Source organism: Citrobacter sp. T1.2D-1, assembly GCF_950098555.1.
Lineage (GTDB): Bacteria > Pseudomonadota > Gammaproteobacteria > Enterobacterales > Enterobacteriaceae > Citrobacter_A > Citrobacter_A telavivensis.
On sequence record NZ_CATNHH010000067.1, the window covers coordinates 1 to 17,264 of the forward strand.

Below are 17,264 nucleotides of genomic sequence, written 5' to 3' on the forward strand. Positions count from 1 at the left end.
AGTGCTTTTGCCGTTACGCACCACCCCGTCAGTAGCTGAACAGGAGGGACAGCTGATAGAAACAGAAGCCACTGGAGCACCTCAAAAACACCATCATACACTAAATCAGTAAGTTGGCAGCATCACCAAAACCGCGCTCAAGATACAGCGTATTGCTTTTCCACTCCCCCTGACTGGCCTCTGCTTTGTCAAAACTGGTATCCGCATGAGCCTGCCACCCCAGTAAGTTCAATCCGCTGTTAAATCGCACATAAGTACTCTTGTTACGTCCTGAACGTTGATCATCGCTGTAATACTGACTCACATAATATGACGTATAGAAAGCGTTAATTCCGCGTTCCCAATTATCTGGTAAAACATAACCCGCCTCCACTTGTGTAACATAGGCTTGCGGAACACTCATATCCAAACGAAAAATGCCTATATCGAATGTATAGCTGCCGCTTCTGATCGCGCGCTTTAATGTAATACACCGATCGGGTACCTGTGGTTTCAGATCGTCGGTTATGACACCGAGGTTATGCAAAATATCATCAGTCAGACAAACATTATCGGGTTCATCACCAACGTTAACTTCATATCTGCCACGCCATTGTTTATTGACGTAAATATCCAGCTCATACTGGCCGGGAAGTGGCTTGCTGTCATCAAGACTAAAGTTTGAAACTTTCTGATCTTTTGCTCCCCCCATCATAAAATGGGTGTCAAATGTTTCTGTCGCTGTGGCGTGAACCTGATGAGATAACAAAATAGATAATATAAGTAATGCAACAGGGGTCATCCGCGGCATAATCAACTCCTGTTTATTTCACATTCACTTTGCTGCTAATATAATTTCCGCTATCGTCAATAATAGTTAATTCATATTGTCTTTCGACAGCAGACTTCGTATTTACGGTCTGCGCAGAGAACGGTTCCAGCATAATTGCTTTATCATTTATTTTCACCGTTCCTGTATTAATATCGGCAACAGTAATCCAGTTTGCGGTGCCATTCTTCAAAGTCAGAGTTCTACCTGTTGCGGATAAGCCTAACTGACGAAAGCTATCCTCATTGACGACAGTAATTCCTTTTGGACGCCAGATAAGTTTAATCCTGTTTTGCATGGCAAACTTGAGCGTGTTTTTACCTGTCGATTCCACGTTATTCGGCGGGATGTCCAGAACATTCAAATAAAACAGGCTTTCTCTATCTTCTGGTAATGCATTGGCCATTTTCTTAATTTTTAGCTGTTGCCCGGAACTGGCTGGGACACGCACCACCGGTGGAGTTAACATGAATGGAACATGGATTTTCTCCGGGGGTAATGACGTGTCGCCCTCATCAATCCATGATTGCACAAGCGAGGCGCTACCGCCCTCATTCATCAATTGGACAACCACTTCTTTTTTGTCTGCCGGGTAAATGACCCGAGTGCCATAAATAACAATGCCTGCGTGGACAGGTAGAATTATGGCAGATAATAATACTGCAACCAGTCTTTTCATATTTAATTGCGCGGCCTTACTCACCAGGAACCGGCGGTAAGTACCGCCGGTATCATATATCAGTCTGTCACAACCGTCAGCGTCAGTGTTGAACTTACACTACCGGCTTTAACTGCATCACTATTATTCAAACGTGCATAACGGGCGAAGAAGTTGAGTTCATATTCGCCATTTGCATTTTTTTCGAGAGCGAGGTCCATTTTCCCGGCAGGGTCAATCTGTTTGTTATCATTACCGTAGTAAACCGCAAAACCTACCCCTTTTGCATCGCCGTTATTAAACGTAACTTTTTTATCATCAAATTGACTGGCAGAGAATGTTACCCGCGGTGTTTTATTCCCTTCACACTTAATTCTCAACGGTTGCTGAGTTCCATTAACCACCGGAGTATAAGCCTGACCGACGGTAAGCGTACTCAGTTTATCCATACCCACTTCGTTCAGACTGATTTCCGCGGTATTTGAGTCAATAAATTGACACGTAGTCCCAACCACTTTACCGTTAATTTTTAATACACCGGAATCATAGGTATCACCCGCTGCAGCCACTGCGCCAGCACTGATAAAAACAGATGAAAGAACAGCGATGGCAATAATTGAACGCTTCATAATATTTTCCTGAATTGAATTATGTCTATTTGTTAAGAAAGGGCTTATCTCGGGGAGTAAATTCTCATAGACGGTTCGTTGCCGCAATGTAAACGCATTGTTTTATTGACTTAACGCAAATAAAATTATGAAACATAATTTCAATAAATAAAGAAGGGAATGATTATTTTTAGCGGTGATTAATTTTAGCTAATTTTTGTACAGTAATATATGAGAAGGGAATTAAAATACCGAAATCATTCATGATGATGATTTCGGCTAAGAACGAAAATTTACTTAGATAAACAACCGCCTGATTAATCGTAGCGGTTAAGTACGATCTGTCGTGCCGCATCTCCGGGAAGATGGGTCATTTCGGTCGCCACGCCCCTTGCTGATGAGGTCTTTTTTGCATCCTGCGTATTAAACTGATAGAGAGTATTACCACAACGCTGCTGCAACTGACTGTTAACGACGTCGGTACTGCAAGTGGGTATTGTTACTCTACCGTTGATGGTTAACGTGGCTGTATCGGAGGAAAAGCCAGGGGTACTCATTCCGTAAGTCAAAACTATGATTCCTGACAACAGATAATTCTTCATGTCGAGTGTAATCCCTGTAGTAAAAATAGTTACAGCGCAGTATGTCTGCCTGTAAAGTATGGTCATGACTCCATTGCCATACCAATAGAAATAATAAATTAATCATGCGGGAATGAGCAATTTAAATGGTGGATTACGCTTCTTTTTTAAGAAAAACACCCACTCTGTTCAGTGGAACTACATAGATCAGACAGCATTGTTTAAATTAAATATTCACCGCATCATTATTTAGCGGATGCGGTGAACGGAGATAAAGAAACAGTTCAGCAGAACTCAGACGGCACGAAAAGCAATCTCACCAGGAATGACTTCACCCTGCCAGTAAAGCTGCGCGGCAACACGTCCCGCCAGTTCGCGATACATTACGGTGAAATCACTGTCCGGACGACTGACAACGGTCGGCGTCCCGCGATCGAGATCTTCACGCAGACTGATATGCAGCGGCATCTGCCCCAACAGTTGCGTGTGATACTGCTCAGCCAGTTTCTGCGCGCCGCCGGTACCAAAGATAGGCTCATGATGACCACAGTTGCTGCAGATATGCATGCTCATGTTTTCGACAATGCCCAGCACAGGCACTTCAACTTTTTCAAACATGACGATGCCTTTTTTGGCGTCGATCAGCGCGATATCCTGCGGCGTGGTGACCACGACGGCTCCCGTGACCGGAATGTTTTGCGCCAGGGTCAGTTGAATGTCGCCGGTGCCTGGCGGCATATCCAGCACGAGGTAATCCAGATCCGGCCACAGCGTCTCCTGTAGCATCTGCATCAGCGCTTTGCTGGCCATCGGCCCACGCCAGACCATCGCGTTATCATCCGTGACCAGATAGCCGATGGAGTTCGTCGCCAGCCCGTGAGACACGATCGGCGCCATATGCGTGCCATCCGGCGAGGTGGGACGCTGGTTTTCCGCACCCAGCATGGTTGGGATCGACGGACCATAAATGTCGGCGTCCAGAATCCCTACTTTCGCCCCTTCTGCCGCCAGTGCCAACGCCAGGTTTACCGCAGTCGACGATTTGCCCACGCCGCCTTTGCCAGAGCTGACGGCGATAATGTTCTTCACGCCATTCACGCCCGGCTGATTTTTCACACGCTTCAGGGTGGCAATATTGTGAGAAAGCTTCCAGTCTATCGCCTTCGCACCGGTGATACGCAACAGGTCGGCGCTACATTGCTCTTTTAACACCTCAAATGCACTGTGCCAGACGAACGGCATGACCAGTTCAACGTGCAGCGTGTCATCCATCCAGGCGACGTGGTGCAACGCCTTCAGCGTCGTCAGATTATGCTTCAGGGTGGGGTGCTGAAAATTCGCCAGCGTCCCGGCGACCATCGCGCGCAGGGTCTCTGGTGATTTGGCCTGGGATTGTGCGTTCATCCCGACTCCTTTTTGTTGTTCTGAAAAGGTCAATTGTAGCGAGCTAGTGTACTCCAGCGGTAACAATTATTCATTTGTGGTTTGATGCCCTTAATTCTTGGCGTAGTTATTCCCTTTCAGGTAACATCAGAACCCCCTTTCAACAGAGAAGAAGTAATACCTACTATGACTCAAGTCGCGAAGAAAATTCTGGTAACGTGCGCACTGCCGTACGCCAACGGCTCAATCCACCTCGGCCATATGCTGGAGCACATCCAGGCTGATGTCTGGGTCCGTTACCAGCGAATGCGCGGCCACGAGGTCAACTTCATCTGCGCCGACGACGCCCACGGCACGCCAATCATGCTGAAAGCACAGCAGCTTGGCATCACCCCGGAGCAGATGATTGGGGAAATGAGTCAGGAACACCAGACGGATTTCGCCGGGTTCAACATCAGCTATGACAACTACCACTCCACGCACAGCGATGAGAATCGGGAACTGTCTGAGCTTATCTATACCCGTCTGAAAGAGAACGGTTTTATTAAGAACCGCACCATCTCTCAGCTCTACGATCCGGAAAAAGGCATGTTCCTGCCGGACCGTTTTGTGAAAGGCACCTGCCCGAAATGTAAATCTCCGGATCAATACGGCGACAACTGTGAAGTGTGCGGCGCGACCTACAGCCCGACTGAACTGATCGAGCCGAAATCCGTGGTGTCTGGCGCAACGCCGGTGATGCGTGACTCTGAACACTTCTTCTTTGACCTGCCCTCTTTCAGCGAAATGCTGCAGGCGTGGACCCGCAGCGGCGCGCTGCAGGAGCAGGTTGCGAACAAAATGCAGGAATGGTTTGAATCTGGCCTGCAACAGTGGGATATCTCCCGCGATGCGCCTTACTTTGGTTTTGAAATCCCGAATGCGCCAGGTAAATATTTCTATGTCTGGCTGGATGCCCCGATCGGCTACATGGGCTCTTTCAAAAACCTGTGCGACAAGCGCGGTGATACCGTCAGCTTTGACGAATACTGGAAGAAAGATTCTGCTGCCGAGCTGTATCACTTCATCGGTAAAGATATCGTCTACTTCCACAGCCTGTTCTGGCCGGCCATGCTGGAAGGCAGCAACTTCCGCAAGCCGACTAACCTGTTCGTGCATGGTTATGTCACCGTCAACGGCGCGAAGATGTCCAAATCTCGCGGCACCTTTATTAAGGCCAGCACCTGGCTGAACCATTTTGACGCCGACAGCCTGCGCTACTACTACACCGCGAAACTCTCTTCACGCATTGATGATATCGACCTGAATCTGGAAGATTTCGTGCAGCGCGTGAACACTGACATCGTCAACAAGGTGGTTAACCTCGCCTCCCGTAACGCCGGCTTTATCAGCAAGCGTTTTGATGGCGTGCTGGCTTCTGAACTGGCCGATCCCGCGCTTTATAAAACCTTTACCGACGCAGCGACTGTCATTGGCGAAGCCTGGGAAAGTCGAGAATTCGGCAAAGCGATTCGTGAAATCATGGCGCTGGCGGATGTCGCAAACCGTTATGTGGACGAGCAGGCACCATGGGTTGTGGCGAAACAGGAAGGTCGCGACGCCGATCTGCAGGCGATTTGCTCAATGGGCATCAACCTGTTCCGCGTGCTGATGACGTATCTGAAACCGGTTCTGCCAACCCTGAGCGAGCGCGTTGAAGCGTTCCTCAATACGGAACTGCGCTGGGATACAATTACGCAACCGCTGCTGGCGCACAAGGTGAACACCTTCAAAGCGCTGTATAACCGTATCGACATGAAGCAGGTTGAAGCGCTGGTTGAAGCGTCTAAGGAAGAGGTCAAAGCCATGACCGCTCCGGTGACCGGTCCGCTGGCAGACTTCCCGATTCAGGAAACCATTAGTTTTGATGATTTCGCCAAAGTCGATCTGCGCGTGGCGCTGATTGAAAACGCCGAATTCGTTGACGGTTCCGACAAGCTGCTGCGCCTGACGCTGGACCTGGGCGGCGAGAAGCGCAACGTCTTCTCCGGCATTCGTTCAGCCTATCCGGATCCGCAGGTACTGATTGGCCGTCATACGATCATGGTGGCAAACCTGGCACCGCGTAAAATGCGCTTCGGCATCTCTGAAGGGATGGTGATGGCGGCGGGTCCTGGCGGGAAAGATATCTTCCTGCTGAGCCCGGATGAAGGCGCGAAGCCTGGACATCAGGTTAAATAAGTTCGCCCTCAAGCGCCGCTTTCGCGGCGCTTTTTTTGTCCAACAGGGCAGCAGATCACGTCATTTCCAGATTTTTCACACCGCATTTTCAGACATCTCCCCTAGCCTTTTCCCCCTATACTGTATTTCTTTCTGGTATACATACCAGGTACGATTTTTTGAGTACCAGACGTTTAATAAAATGGAGTTTTACATGAAAGCATTAAATACGTTTTTTTCGGTAGTTTTCGCGTCAGTTCTCGTTTTCTCTCTGGCTGGATGTGGCGACAAGGAAGAAAGCAAAACATTCAAAGCGGATGTCAATGGTACTGAGATCGTAATGACCTATACCTACAAGGGTGACAAAGTCATTAAGCAGACCTCACAAAACAAAATCAACTTTGCCTCTATCGGGGTAAAAACCAAAGAAGACGCGGCGAAGATCCTTGATCCGATCAGTGCAAAATATCAAAACATTCCCGGCGTGGAAGAGAAGCTGACCTATAAGGATGGCTACGCTGAAGAAACCGTCTCTGTTGACATGGAGAAGGTTGACTTTAAAAAGCTGCAGGGTGTGACGGGTACTCAATTCTCTGGTGACCCGAGCAACGGTATCAGCATGAAGCAGAGCCAGAAAATGCTGGAAGCCTCAGGCTTTAAAGAAGTGAAATAATCAAACGACGACGACCGGGCATCATGCCGGGTCGTCGCTTTTCTTTTAGTCTTTATTGCCGTGCAGACGCACAGCCAGTCCACGCAGGAAATAACGCATAAACTGATCGCCGCACTCGCGGTAGTTTTTATGATCGACAGAACGCATCATGGCGGTAATTTCCGGCATTGAAACGCGAACGTTCTGCTGGGTCATGATCGCCTGAATATCATCCGTTTTGAGCGAAAAGGCGATACGCAGCTTTTTCAGCACCGTGTTGTTGTTCACCCGACGCTCAAGCGCCAGTTCAGGCGCTGAATCATCTTTGCCGCGCTTCTCGTAGATCAGACCATTCAGAAATCCGGAGAGAATAATATCCGGGCAGCGGACAAAACCCTCTTCATCTTCTTTGGTCATCCAGGTGTCGAAATTCGCAGAGGTGGATTCCATGTCGGCGAGCGCAAGAATGCGCACCATGTCGTTATTATTAACTTTCAGGGTGTAGCGCAGGCTACGAAGAATATCGTTACTAAGCATAGAGCCTTCAACTGTCGATGATGCAATGGCGCGCAGTGTACCAGTTTTACAGGCCAATCGCCTCTTTCAAACTTTTCAGATAGCGGCGGCTGACCGGAACGGTTAACCCGTTGCGTAGTATCAGCTCTGCCTGACCGTTATCTTCCAGGCGAATTTCCTGTAACTGCGCCATGTTAACCAAATACTGTCGATGGCAGCGCAACAATGGCGTGCGGCTTTCCAGTGTTCTGAGCGTCAGTTCCGTAAAGCCTTCTTTGCCTTCGCTGCTGGTCACAAACACGCCGCTCATGCGGCTGCTGACAAAGGCGACATCATCCATTTGCAGCAGATAGATCCTGCTGTGCCCGCTACAGGGGATGAACTTCAGCGACTGCTGGTTTTCCGGCAGCACCGACACGTCCTGCTTGCTCCGCTCCTGGCGCAGACGACTGAGGGTTTTCTCCAGCCTCGCCTCTTCTATCGGTTTCAGAAGATAATCAAAGGCATGCTCTTCAAAAGCCTTTATCGCGTATTCGTCAAAGGCGGTCAGAAAAACAATATACGGACGATGCTCCGGGTCAAGCATACCGACCATTTCCAGCCCGCTGATACGCGGCATTTGAATATCCAGAAACAGCACGTCCGGATGCAGTCGATGCACCGCGCCAATCGCTTCAACGGCGTTGGCGCACTCACCCACGATCTCAATATCACTTTGTTCCTGTAACAAGATCCGCAGATTTTCCCGCGCTAACGGCTCATCATCCACAATCAGCACCTTAATCATGCGTCTCCTCCAGGGGCAGTCGTAGGGTTATTCGGGTAAAGCTATCCGGTTCGCAGACCACGCTAATACCGTAGTCATCGCCAAACCGTTCGCGCAGGCGTTTATCCACCAGATTCATGCCCAGACCGCTGACATTCGTGGTGGGCTGGTACAACCCGGCGTTATCTTCAATATCCAGCATCAGGTACTGCCCTTCCTGACGGGCGGTGATAGACACCTCTCCCGTCCCCAGCAGCTGTGACGTCCCGTGCTTAATGGCGTTTTCGACAATGGGTTGCAGAGTGAAGGCCGGCAACTGCTGATGCGCCAGCGCATCCGGCACGTTTAAACTCACCTGCAGCCGCGCCTGGAATCGCGCTTTCTCAATTTGCAGATAGGCATTCACGTGCTCAATTTCGTCGGCAAGCGTGACGATCTCCGACGGGCGCTTTAAGTTTTTGCGAAAGAAGGTAGAGAGATCCTGCACCAGTTGGCTCGCCTGTTCACTGTCGCGGCGCACCACCGCCTTAATGGTGTTGAGCGCATTAAACAGAAAATGCGGATTAACCTGCGCATGCAGCAGCTTGATTTCTGACTGAGTCAGCATCGCTTTCTGACGTTCATATTGCCCGGCGAGGATCTGCGCGGAGAGTAGCTGAGCAATCCCCTCACCCAGCGTTCGGTTAATGGAACTGAAGAGTCGGTTTTTTGCTTCATACAGCTTGATGGTCCCCATCACCCGTTGGTTTTCACCGCGTAATGGGATAACCAGCGTAGAACCAAGTTTGCACTGCGGATGCAGCGAACAGCGGTACGGCACTTCGTTGCCGTCAGCATATACGACCTCGCCCGTCTCGATGGCCCGTAGCGTGTAGCTGGAAGAGATAGGCCTGCCCGGCAAATGGTGATCGTCGCCAATCCCGGTAAAGGCCAACAGCCGCTCGCGATCGGTAATCGCCACCGCGCCGATATCGAGTTCCTGATACAGCACCTGCGCCACCTTCATGCTGTTCACTTCGTTGAATCCCTGGCGCAGGATACCTTCGGTGGAGGCCGCTACTTTCAGCGCGGTGGAGGAAAACGCAGAGGTGTATTTTTCAAACATCGCGCGCTTGTCGAGCAAAATACGCATAAACAGCGCCGCGCCAACGGTGTTGGTGACCATCATCGGGGCGGCGATATTGCTGACCAGCCGGTAAGCATCGTCAAACGGCCGGGCGATCAGCAAAATGATCAGCATCTGTACCATTTCGGCGACAAACGTGATCGCCCCTGCCGTCAGCGGATTGAAGACTTTATCGGTGCGTCCCCGCCGCGTCAGCACGCTGTGCACCAGACCGCCCAGCAGTCCTTCGACAATGGTGGAGATCATACAACTGAGCGCGGTCATGCCGCCCATCGAATAGCGGTGCAGACCCCCGGTTAGCCCCACCAGTCCACCGACGACCGGTCCGCCGAGCAGACCGCCCATCACCGCGCCAATCGCGCGCGTGTTGGCGATGGAATCATCAATGTGCAGACCAAAATAGGTGCCGAGGATACAGAAAATAGAGAAGGTGACGTAACAGAGCAACTTATGGGGTAAGCGAACGGTCACCTGCATCAACGGTATGAATAAACGCGTTTTACTCATCAACCATGCAATAACCAGGAACACGCACATCTGCTGAAGCAGCAGCAACACCAGATTAAAATCGTACATACCCGCAAACCACACTGCGTTTAAAACCGCGTAACATACATCGACTACGTTGATCTTTCTTTGAACTGTTGCAAAAAAAGATGAATTCGTGAGAACGATCACTCAAAAGTGTCCGTGTGAATACAATATCACGCCTCCTTTGATTAAAAAACAGACAAAACTACCTGGTTCGAAAAAGAGCGACTAAAGTTAGACTGGGACCTCGCGAGCAAGGATAAAATGATGGCGCTTTACACCATAGGTGAAGTGGCTTTGCTTTGTGATATTAACCCCGTTACGCTCCGCGCGTGGCAGCGGCGTTATGGATTATTGAAACCGCAGCGGACCGACGGCGGACATCGCCTGTTCAATGATTCAGATATCGACAGGATCCGCGAAATCAAACGCTGGATTGATAACGGGGTGCAGGTCGGCAAAGTCAAGATGCTGTTGAGCAATGAGAACGTGGACCTGCAAAACGGATGGCGTGAACAACAGGAAACCCTGCTGCACTATCTGCAAAATAACAATCTGCACAGTCTCCGGGTCTGGCTAAAAGAGCGTGGACAGGATTACCCCGCGCAGACGCTAACCACCCACCTTTTTCTTCCGCTACGTCGGCGGTTACAGTGCCAACAGCCCACACTACTGGCGCTATTGGGGATCCTTGACGGTGTGTTGATCAACTACATCGCCATTTGCCTCGCCTCGGCCAGAAAAAAACAGGGCAAAGATGCGCTGGTCGTGGGCTGGAATATTCACGATACCACGCGTCTGTGGTTGGAAGGTTGGGTTGCCAGCCAGCAGGGATGGCGGGTTGACGTACTGGCGCATTCGCTGAGCCAGTTTCGCCCGGACCTGTTTGAGGGGCGAACCCTACTGGTGTGGTGCGGCGAAAATCAGACGTCGGCACAGCAGCAGCAGCTGAATGCCTGGCGCGCGGAAGGACACGATATTTATCCACTTGGCATTTAATGATTCATTAACAGCTACGCTTCTCTGTATAATCTCTGAGTTAACATAAGGAGAACATCATGAGCGTAGCGAAAATCGGTGTCATCACCCTCTTTTTACTCATGGCCATCGGCGGTATTGGCGGTGTGATGCTCGCAGGCTATACCTTCATTTTGCGTGCCGGCTAAGGCGCTGCACTAACCGCTCGAACAGGCGGTCTACGACGATCGCCGCCAGCGCGACCAGCAGCGCGCCCTGAATAACATACGCCGTGTTGAATCCGCTCAGACCGATGATAATCGGTGTGCCAAGCGTGCTGGCCCCCACCGTTGACGCGATAGTCGCGGTGCCAATATTGATAATCACCGACGTCCGTACCCCTGCCAGAATCACCGGCGCCGCCAGCGGCAACTCCACCTTTCGCAACTGTTGTCCCGGGCTCATCCCCATTCCGCTGGCAATGTTGCGCACGCTGTCCTCAATCGACCCCAGTCCCGCCAGCGTCGCCTGCAGGATGGGTAACACGCCGTACAGGATCAGCGCAATAATGGCCGGTTTCTGACCAAATCCCATCACCGGCACCGCGATCGCCAGCACCGCGACGGGCGGAAAGGTTTGTCCAACGGCAGCAATGGTCTCCACCAGCGGGCGGAACTCCCGTCCTTTTGGTCGTGTCACCACAATTGCGGCGCCCACGCCAATCACCACGGCAAACAGGCTCGACACCGCGACCAGCCAGAAATGGGCCAGCGCCAGCGCGAGAAAGCTTTCCTGCTGATAAACCGGGCGCGGAAGTTCAGGAAACAGACTGGCAAAAATCGCCTGGCTGTGCGGTAACCCCAACAGCATCAGCAGGAAGAGTGCGATCAACCAGAGCAGCGGGTCAGACAGTCGTTTCATGCGTTAGCGTCTCCAGTAGCAGGTCGCGAAAATGAAGCGTCCCACAGACAATGCCCTGCTGATTGACCACCGGTAACACGTCGCACCCGCGCGCGACAAACGCGGAAAGCGCATCGCGCAGCGTCATCTCTTCGGTCAACGCCTCCCCGGCAATCTGTTCATCCCGGCGCACATAGTCAGCCACGGTTCGCAGCGACAGTAACCGTACTCCCAACTCACTGCGACCAAAAAACTGTTGCACAAAGTCATTCGCCGGTGCCGTCAGCATCGCCAGCGGCGTCCCCTGCTGAACAACTTCTCCGCCGTCCATCAGCACCAGATGCTCCGCCAGGCGCAGCGCTTCATCAATATCATGCGTGACCAGCACAATGGTCCGCCCCAACAGACGGTGGATGCGGGTCATCTCCTGCTGCAACGCCCCACGGGTGACCGGATCCAGCGCGCCGAAAGGTTCATCCATCAGCAGCACCTGCGGATCGGCAGCCAGCGCGCGCGCCACGCCCACGCGCTGCTGCTGTCCACCGGAAAGCTGATGCGGATAGCGCTCGCGCAACACGACTTCCAGCCCGAGCAGCGCCATTAATTCCTCCACCCGCTCATCAATTTTTCTGCGCGGCCACTTCAGCAATTGCGGGACGGTGGCGATGTTCTGCGCCACCGTCCAGTGCGGAAACAGGCCAATCGACTGAATCGCGTAGCCCATCCGCCGACGCAGTTCCAGTACCGGCAGACTGCGAATTTCCTCACCAGCAAAGCGAATTCTGCCGCTGTCATGCTCCACGAGCCGGTTAATCATTTTCAGAGTGGTGGATTTCCCCGAACCTGAGGTGCCAATCAGTACCGAGAAACTGCCTTCCTTAACGTGCAGATTCAGGTCGCTAACCGCCTTGTGCTCACCAAAGGCTTTATTCACGTGGCTAAATTCAATCATGGTGGGTTACCTTCAGCAGAGCATTCCCTAAATCAAACAGCGCATCAATCAGTACCGCCAGCGCAATGACCGGGATCACGCCCAGCAGCACCAGATCCACGGCGCTGCTGAGCAGTCCCTGAAACACCAGCGCGCCAAAACCACCGGCGCCAATCAGCGCGGCGATGACGGCCATCCCGACGGTCTGCACCATCACCACCCGCAGGCTACGTAAAAAGACCGGCAGTGCCAGCGGAAGCTGAACGTGTAGAAAGCGCTGCGCGATGCTCATCCCCATCGCGCGGGCGCTTTCCAGGACATCGCGGGGAACCTGATTCAGCCCGGCCACCACGCCGCGAACCAGCGGCAAGAGCGCGTACAGCACCAGCGCGATCAGCGCCGGGGTCAGACCGGTTCCCGCCACGCCCACCGTTGCAAGCCAGGGGAACGCCTTTACCAGCCCGGCAAGCGGTGCAATCAACAGGCCGAACAGCGCGACGGAAGGAACGGTTTGAATCACATTGAGGACGGTAAACACCGGCCCCTGGCGGGCGGTGGAAAAATAACACCAGATTCCAAGGGGAATGCCTATCGCCAGCGCGGGCAGCACGGTACCCAACAGCAACGTCAGATGCTGGGCCAGCGCATCATCAAAGACATCCTGACGATTAGCGTACTCTTTGAGTAAAGAGAGGTCATCGAACGTCCCCGTCAGCAAGAGTGAGACGGGAATAATCGCCAACTGCGCATGTAAAACCCAGCGCCAGAGTGGCTGTGCGGTAATACGTCTGATAGCGTCGCTGCAGGCCAGTAATCCCAGCGCGAGCCCCAGCCAGAGACCGCTTCCCACGCTGGTTCGCGCCAGCGGCGTTCCCGTTTCTGCCAGATGTGTCGCCGCCTTACCCACGCTCCACAGCATCAGGATCACCAGCAGTTGTGCCACCACCAGCGTACACAGCGCCCCTTTTCTTCCCGGCACGAAGCACAATGCCAGCAGGGCGCAACCCGCGCCGGTGAGCATCGACACCGAACCGGGCCAGAGCGTCCAGAGCTGTCGCCCCTCTCCCGACACCAGGCGATTCGGGGCATAGTTCACAAACGGCAGCGCAACGGCGGCGGCTGAAAGAACAACCAGCAGCAGCAGTACGCGCTGAATACTGACTTTTGACACGTCACCCAACCTTTTTCAGTCCCTTTATTTCACCCATCCCTTTTGTTTCAGATAATCTGCCGCCACTTTTTTTGCATCTAACCCTTCAACGGCAATACTGGCATTGAGTTGTTGCAACGTTTTTTCATCCAGGCTGGCAAACACAGGTTGCAGCCATTCCGCCATCTGCGGGTACGCCTTCAACACCGCCTCACGCACCACAGGGGCTGGCGCATAAATGGGCTGAACGCCTTTGGGATCGCTTAACGTCTGCAAGCCCAGTGCGGCGACCGGACCATCCGTCCCGTAGGCCATCGCGGCGTTGACGCCGGACGTTTGCTGCGCGGCTGCTTTGATGGTCACCGCCGTGTCACCGCCCGCCAGTGAAAGCAGTTGCGTCTGATCGAGCGTAAAATCGTAGGCTTTTTCGAACGCGGGCAGCGCGTCAGCACGTTCGATAAATTCGGCGGAGGCGGCCAGTTTGAAGGTACCGCCCTCTTTCAGATAGCGTCCGAGATCGGCCAGCGAGGTGAGTTTATTCTTTTCGGCGACATCGCTTCGCACCGCGATAGTCCAGGTATTATTGGCCGGTGCCGGTGTTAACCAGACCAGCTTATTCTGCTCTGCATCGAGTTTTTTGACTTTCTCAAAGCCTGCTTGTGCATTTTTCCATGCCGGATCGTTTTCATCTTTGAAGAAGAACGCGCCATTACCGGTGTATTCAGGGTAGATATCCAGTTCGCCTGAGGTGATCGCACCGCGCACGACCGGCGTGGTACCTAACTGGACTTTATTGACCGTTTTGACGCCGTGGCTTTCCAGCACCTGCAAAATGATGTTGCCAAGCAGCGCGCCTTCGGTATCAATTTTCGACCCAACCTTCACCGGCGACGCCGCCTGCAAGGGTAAGCTCACTGCCGCTAACAGCGCCAGCGAACCGGCCCAAATCTTTGAGATTGTCATGATGCTTTCCTCATCTTTTTGTCGACTTTTTCAGCGACTTGAGGGAAAAGCATAGTCGAAAAGTATTCCGTTAACCCGACATTTCGGTTTTTTCGGGGGGAAAAACAGGGGGAATCCACGCGGGAACGCCCCCTTACGCCGATCACAGCAATTCAAACGATCCCTGCTTCACGCGGGCAGAATCGACGCCGATAAAGACGTTGAACTTGCCGGGTTCGGCATCGAACGTCATCTGCTGATTCCAGAACTTCAGCGCGTTGATATCAATCGGGAAGCTGACGGTCTGCGTTTCGCCGGGTTTCAGGTTCACTTTCTTAAAGCCTTTCAGCTCTTTCACCGGACGACTCAGGGAAGCCGTGACGTCCTGCACGTACAGCTGGATCACCGTTTCACCTTCACGCTTGCCGGTGTTGGTCACCTTCACACTCGCCGTCACGCTGCCGTCACGTTTCATGGTCGGCGCAGAAAGCGTCACGTCAGAAACAGTAAACGTGGTGTAGCTCAGGCCATAACCAAACGGATAGAGCGGGCCGTTAGCTTCGTCAAAGTAGCGAGAGGTGTACTTGTTCGGCTTGTCGGCGTTATACGGACGACCGGTGTTGAGGTGGCTGTAATAGGTCGGGATCTGCCCCACCGAGCGTGGGAAGGACATCGGCAGTTTGCCTGACGGGTTGTAGTCGCCAAACAGGACGTCGGCAATCGCGTTACCCCCTTCCGTACCGGCAAACCAGGTTTCCAGAATCGCATCGGCCTGTTGATCTTCTTTCACCAGCGCCAGCGGACGACCGTTCATCAGCACCAGCACCAGCGGTTTTCCGGTCGCTTTCAGCGCCGCGATCAGGTCGCGCTGGCTCTGCGGCAGGGTAATGTCGGTACGGCTGGACGCTTCATGCGCCATGCCCTGTGCCTCACCCACCACGGCAACCACCACATCAGACTGCTTCGCCGCCGCGACGGCTTCATCAATCATCTCCTGAGGAGAACGCGAGTCCACCTTCACCGCCTCTTCGTACTGATTGAGGAAGGTGACAATGTCATTATCGTTGGTGACGTTGGCCCCATGGGCGTACACCACCTTACCGTTTGTGCCGAGAGCATTTTTAATGCCGGTCAGAACGGTAATGGACTGATCGGCCACGCCTGCGGCAGACCAGCTGCCCATCACGTCGCGTTTGCTGCCAGCCAGCGGGCCGACAACCGCAATCGTCCCCGATTTTTTTAGCGGCAGCGTGTCGAGGCGGTTTTTCAGCAGCACCAGGCTTTCACGCGCGACTTCACGTGCTTCTTTGCGGTGCAGTCGGCTTTCGGCGTTGGTATCCACCGGATCGGTCTCTTTCGCCCCCAGATGGCTGTACGGATCGTTAAACAGCCCCATGTCATATTTCACGTTGAGCACGTGACGCGCCGCGTCATCCAGCTCCGCCATCGTCACTTTGCCGGATTTGATCAGTCCCGGCAGGTATTTGCTGTAATACTCGTCGCTCATGCTCATGTTAATGCCGGACTTGAGCGCCACGCGCACCGCATCTTCCGGATCGGCGGCGGTGCCGTGTTTAATCAGCTCTTTGATGGCCCCGTGATCGGACACGGTAATGCCTTTAAAGCCCCACTTATCGCGCAGAATGTCCTTCAGCAGCCAGGAATCAGAGGTCGCTGGCGTGCCGTTCAGCGAGTTCAGCGCCACCATCACCGCGCCGCTGCCTGCATCCAGACCGGCTTTGTACGGCGGCATATAGTCGTTAAACAGGCGCTGTGGACTCATGTCCACGGTGTTGTACTCTTTACCGCCCTCCACGGCGCCGTAGGCGGCGAAGTGCTTCACGCTGGTCATCACCGAATAGCGATCCGCCGGGCTTTTGCCCTGCATCGCTTCCACCATCGTTTTGCCCATGATGGAGGTCAGATAGGTATCTTCGCCAAAACCTTCCGAGGCGCGTCCCCAGCGCGGATCGCGGGAGACATCGACCATCGGTGCCCAGGTCATATTCAGGCCGTCGTCGGCAGCTTCATACGCCGAGATGCGTCCGACGGTTTTCACCGCGTCGAGGTTAAAAGAGGACGCCAGCCCAAGGCTAATCGGGAAGACGGTACGCTGGCCGTGCAGCACGTCATAGGCAAAAAAGAGAGGGATTTTCAGGCGGCTCAGTTCCATCACCTGATCCTGCATTTTACGGATGTCCTGACGGGTAACGGTGTTGAAAATCGCGCCCACCTGGCCGTCTTTGATCATCTCGCGGATCGCTTCTTTCGGGTTATCCGGGCCGACGCTTATCAAACGCAGCTGGCCAATCTTTTCATCGACGGTCATTTTCGTCAGCAACTGGGTGACAAACGCATCCCGCGCTTCCGGCGTCAGCGGATGGTTACCGAACAGCTCCTCCGCCAGCGCTGGTTGCAACGCCAGACTAACTGCGACACCTACAGAACATAGCCATTTCATGTTGATTCTCTCTTTCTCTAAAGCCCGACGTGGCAGCGAAAATATAGCAAAAACCGCATTTTGCCATAAGCCTAAACGGCAGCGCGGCAGAAAGC

At 53.0% G+C, this 17,264-nt stretch carries 17 protein-coding genes and 1 pseudogene; 4 read left to right on the forward strand and 14 right to left on the reverse strand.

The features are described 5' to 3' along the window. The 6 genes and pseudogenes from QQZ17_RS22540 to apbC form a co-directional block, all read right to left on the reverse strand. Positions 1 to 72 (reverse strand): IS1 family transposase (locus tag QQZ17_RS22540; protein WP_001568368.1); only part of this gene is annotated, 72 nt, incomplete at its 3' end. A gap of 34 nt (positions 73 to 106) precedes the next feature. Then, positions 107 to 790, reverse strand: a pseudogene (locus QQZ17_RS22545) (FimD/PapC N-terminal domain-containing protein); the annotation flags it as partial. 13 nt (positions 791 to 803) lie between these two features. Continuing rightward, positions 804 to 1,487, reverse strand: a complete 684-nt coding sequence (locus QQZ17_RS22550; protein ID WP_284554181.1) for a fimbria/pilus periplasmic chaperone — start codon at positions 1,485 to 1,487, stop codon at positions 804 to 806. 59 nt (positions 1,488 to 1,546) lie between these two features. Next, entirely contained in the window at positions 1,547 to 2,095 is a 549-nt protein-coding gene (yehD, locus tag QQZ17_RS22555) for a fimbrial protein YehD (RefSeq protein WP_284554182.1), read from the reverse strand. A 296-nt stretch (positions 2,096 to 2,391) separates the two neighbouring features. Next, on the reverse strand, positions 2,392 to 2,676 hold the full coding sequence (locus QQZ17_RS22560; protein WP_284554183.1) for a DUF2574 family protein: 285 nt from the start codon (positions 2,674 to 2,676) through the stop codon (positions 2,392 to 2,394). Positions 2,677 to 2,949: 273 nt separating this feature from the next. Next, a complete protein-coding gene (gene apbC / locus QQZ17_RS22565; RefSeq protein ID WP_284554184.1) occupies positions 2,950 to 4,059 on the reverse strand; it encodes an iron-sulfur cluster carrier protein ApbC in 1,110 nt (369 codons plus the stop codon). Between the two features lie 165 nt (positions 4,060 to 4,224). On the opposite strand from apbC, the gene metG reads away from it, so the two are divergent. Continuing rightward, positions 4,225 to 6,258 carry a methionine--tRNA ligase gene (gene metG, locus QQZ17_RS22570; protein WP_152403634.1) on the forward strand — a complete coding sequence of 678 codons (2,034 nt, stop codon included), beginning with the start codon at positions 4,225 to 4,227 and terminating at the stop codon, positions 6,256 to 6,258. A gap of 193 nt (positions 6,259 to 6,451) precedes the next feature. Then, on the forward strand, positions 6,452 to 6,910 hold the full coding sequence (locus QQZ17_RS22575) for a YehR family lipoprotein (RefSeq protein ID WP_152403632.1): 459 nt from the start codon (positions 6,452 to 6,454) through the stop codon (positions 6,908 to 6,910). A 45-nt stretch (positions 6,911 to 6,955) separates the two neighbouring features. On the opposite strand, the gene QQZ17_RS22580 is transcribed toward QQZ17_RS22575, so the two are convergent. The 3 genes from QQZ17_RS22580 to QQZ17_RS22590 are packed head-to-tail and all read right to left on the reverse strand — an operon-like array spanning position 6,956 to position 9,873. Then, entirely contained in the window at positions 6,956 to 7,426 is a 471-nt protein-coding gene (locus QQZ17_RS22580; RefSeq protein ID WP_152403630.1) for a DUF1456 family protein, read from the reverse strand. A gap of 46 nt (positions 7,427 to 7,472) precedes the next feature. Continuing rightward, positions 7,473 to 8,192 (reverse strand): two-component system response regulator BtsR, encoded by a 720-nt coding sequence (gene btsR, locus QQZ17_RS22585; protein WP_152403628.1) that lies wholly within the window; start codon positions 8,190 to 8,192, stop codon positions 7,473 to 7,475. Continuing rightward, positions 8,185 to 9,873: a sensor histidine kinase gene (locus QQZ17_RS22590; RefSeq protein WP_152403626.1), complete on the reverse strand. Its 1,689-nt coding sequence runs from the start codon at positions 9,871 to 9,873 to the stop codon at positions 8,185 to 8,187. Before QQZ17_RS22590 ends, btsR begins: the two co-directional genes overlap by 8 nt. A 222-nt stretch (positions 9,874 to 10,095) precedes the next feature. Between QQZ17_RS22590 and mlrA the strand changes: the two genes are divergently transcribed. After that, a complete protein-coding gene (gene mlrA / locus QQZ17_RS22595) occupies positions 10,096 to 10,827 on the forward strand; it encodes an HTH-type transcriptional regulator MlrA (protein WP_152406291.1) in 732 nt (243 codons plus the stop codon). A gap of 59 nt (positions 10,828 to 10,886) precedes the next feature. Continuing rightward, a complete protein-coding gene (locus tag QQZ17_RS22600) occupies positions 10,887 to 10,994 on the forward strand; it encodes a protein YohO (RefSeq protein ID WP_042318015.1) in 108 nt (35 codons plus the stop codon). Here QQZ17_RS22600 and QQZ17_RS22605 read toward each other — a convergent pair. From QQZ17_RS22605 to bglX, 5 genes are all read right to left on the reverse strand, one after another. Continuing rightward, positions 10,975 to 11,706, reverse strand: a complete 732-nt coding sequence (locus QQZ17_RS22605; RefSeq protein WP_152403624.1) for an ABC transporter permease — start codon at positions 11,704 to 11,706, stop codon at positions 10,975 to 10,977. The genes QQZ17_RS22600 and QQZ17_RS22605 overlap by 20 nt on opposite strands. Next, positions 11,690 to 12,637: an ABC transporter ATP-binding protein gene (locus QQZ17_RS22610; RefSeq protein WP_152403621.1), complete on the reverse strand. Its 948-nt coding sequence runs from the start codon at positions 12,635 to 12,637 to the stop codon at positions 11,690 to 11,692. Before QQZ17_RS22610 ends, QQZ17_RS22605 begins: the two co-directional genes overlap by 17 nt. Beyond that, positions 12,630 to 13,796, reverse strand: a complete 1,167-nt coding sequence (locus QQZ17_RS22615) for an ABC transporter permease (protein WP_152403619.1) — start codon at positions 13,794 to 13,796, stop codon at positions 12,630 to 12,632. The genes QQZ17_RS22610 and QQZ17_RS22615 overlap by 8 nt, the downstream gene beginning before the upstream one ends. 15 nt (positions 13,797 to 13,811) lie before the next feature. Further along, positions 13,812 to 14,729, reverse strand: coding sequence for a glycine betaine ABC transporter substrate-binding protein OsmF (gene osmF, locus QQZ17_RS22620; protein WP_152403616.1), 918 nt, complete (start codon positions 14,727 to 14,729; stop codon positions 13,812 to 13,814). A 142-nt stretch (positions 14,730 to 14,871) separates the two neighbouring features. After that, positions 14,872 to 17,169, reverse strand: coding sequence for a beta-glucosidase BglX (gene bglX / locus QQZ17_RS22625; RefSeq protein ID WP_152403614.1), 2,298 nt, complete (start codon positions 17,167 to 17,169; stop codon positions 14,872 to 14,874). Positions 17,170 to 17,264 lie beyond the last annotated feature (95 nt).

Excerpts from the sequence above, each read along its gene's own strand:
- QQZ17_RS22580 (WP_152403630.1), bottom strand. The coding sequence starts at position 7,426 with ATGCTTAGTAACGATATTCTTCGTAGCCTGCGCTACACCCTGAAAGTT.
- QQZ17_RS22560 (WP_284554183.1), bottom strand. The coding sequence starts at position 2,676 with ATGAAGAATTATCTGTTGTCAGGAATCATAGTTTTGACTTACGGAATG.
- QQZ17_RS22575 (WP_152403632.1), top strand. The coding sequence starts at position 6,452 with ATGAAAGCATTAAATACGTTTTTTTCGGTAGTTTTCGCGTCAGTTCTC.
- metG (WP_152403634.1), top strand. The coding sequence starts at position 4,225 with ATGACTCAAGTCGCGAAGAAAATTCTGGTAACGTGCGCACTGCCGTAC.
- osmF (WP_152403616.1), bottom strand. The coding sequence starts at position 14,729 with ATGACAATCTCAAAGATTTGGGCCGGTTCGCTGGCGCTGTTAGCGGCA.
- mlrA (WP_152406291.1), top strand. The coding sequence starts at position 10,096 with ATGGCGCTTTACACCATAGGTGAAGTGGCTTTGCTTTGTGATATTAAC.
- QQZ17_RS22610 (WP_152403621.1), bottom strand. The coding sequence starts at position 12,637 with ATGATTGAATTTAGCCACGTGAATAAAGCCTTTGGTGAGCACAAGGCG.
- bglX (WP_152403614.1), bottom strand. The coding sequence starts at position 17,169 with ATGAAATGGCTATGTTCTGTAGGTGTCGCAGTTAGTCTGGCGTTGCAA.
- btsR (WP_152403628.1), bottom strand. The coding sequence starts at position 8,192 with ATGATTAAGGTGCTGATTGTGGATGATGAGCCGTTAGCGCGGGAAAAT.
- QQZ17_RS22600 (WP_042318015.1), top strand. The coding sequence starts at position 10,887 with ATGAGCGTAGCGAAAATCGGTGTCATCACCCTCTTTTTACTCATGGCC.
- QQZ17_RS22605 (WP_152403624.1), bottom strand. The coding sequence starts at position 11,706 with ATGAAACGACTGTCTGACCCGCTGCTCTGGTTGATCGCACTCTTCCTG.
- QQZ17_RS22590 (WP_152403626.1), bottom strand. The coding sequence starts at position 9,873 with ATGTACGATTTTAATCTGGTGTTGCTGCTGCTTCAGCAGATGTGCGTG.
- apbC (WP_284554184.1), bottom strand. The coding sequence starts at position 4,059 with ATGAACGCACAATCCCAGGCCAAATCACCAGAGACCCTGCGCGCGATG.
- yehD (WP_284554182.1), bottom strand. The coding sequence starts at position 2,095 with ATGAAGCGTTCAATTATTGCCATCGCTGTTCTTTCATCTGTTTTTATC.
- QQZ17_RS22550 (WP_284554181.1), bottom strand. The coding sequence starts at position 1,487 with ATGAAAAGACTGGTTGCAGTATTATTATCTGCCATAATTCTACCTGTC.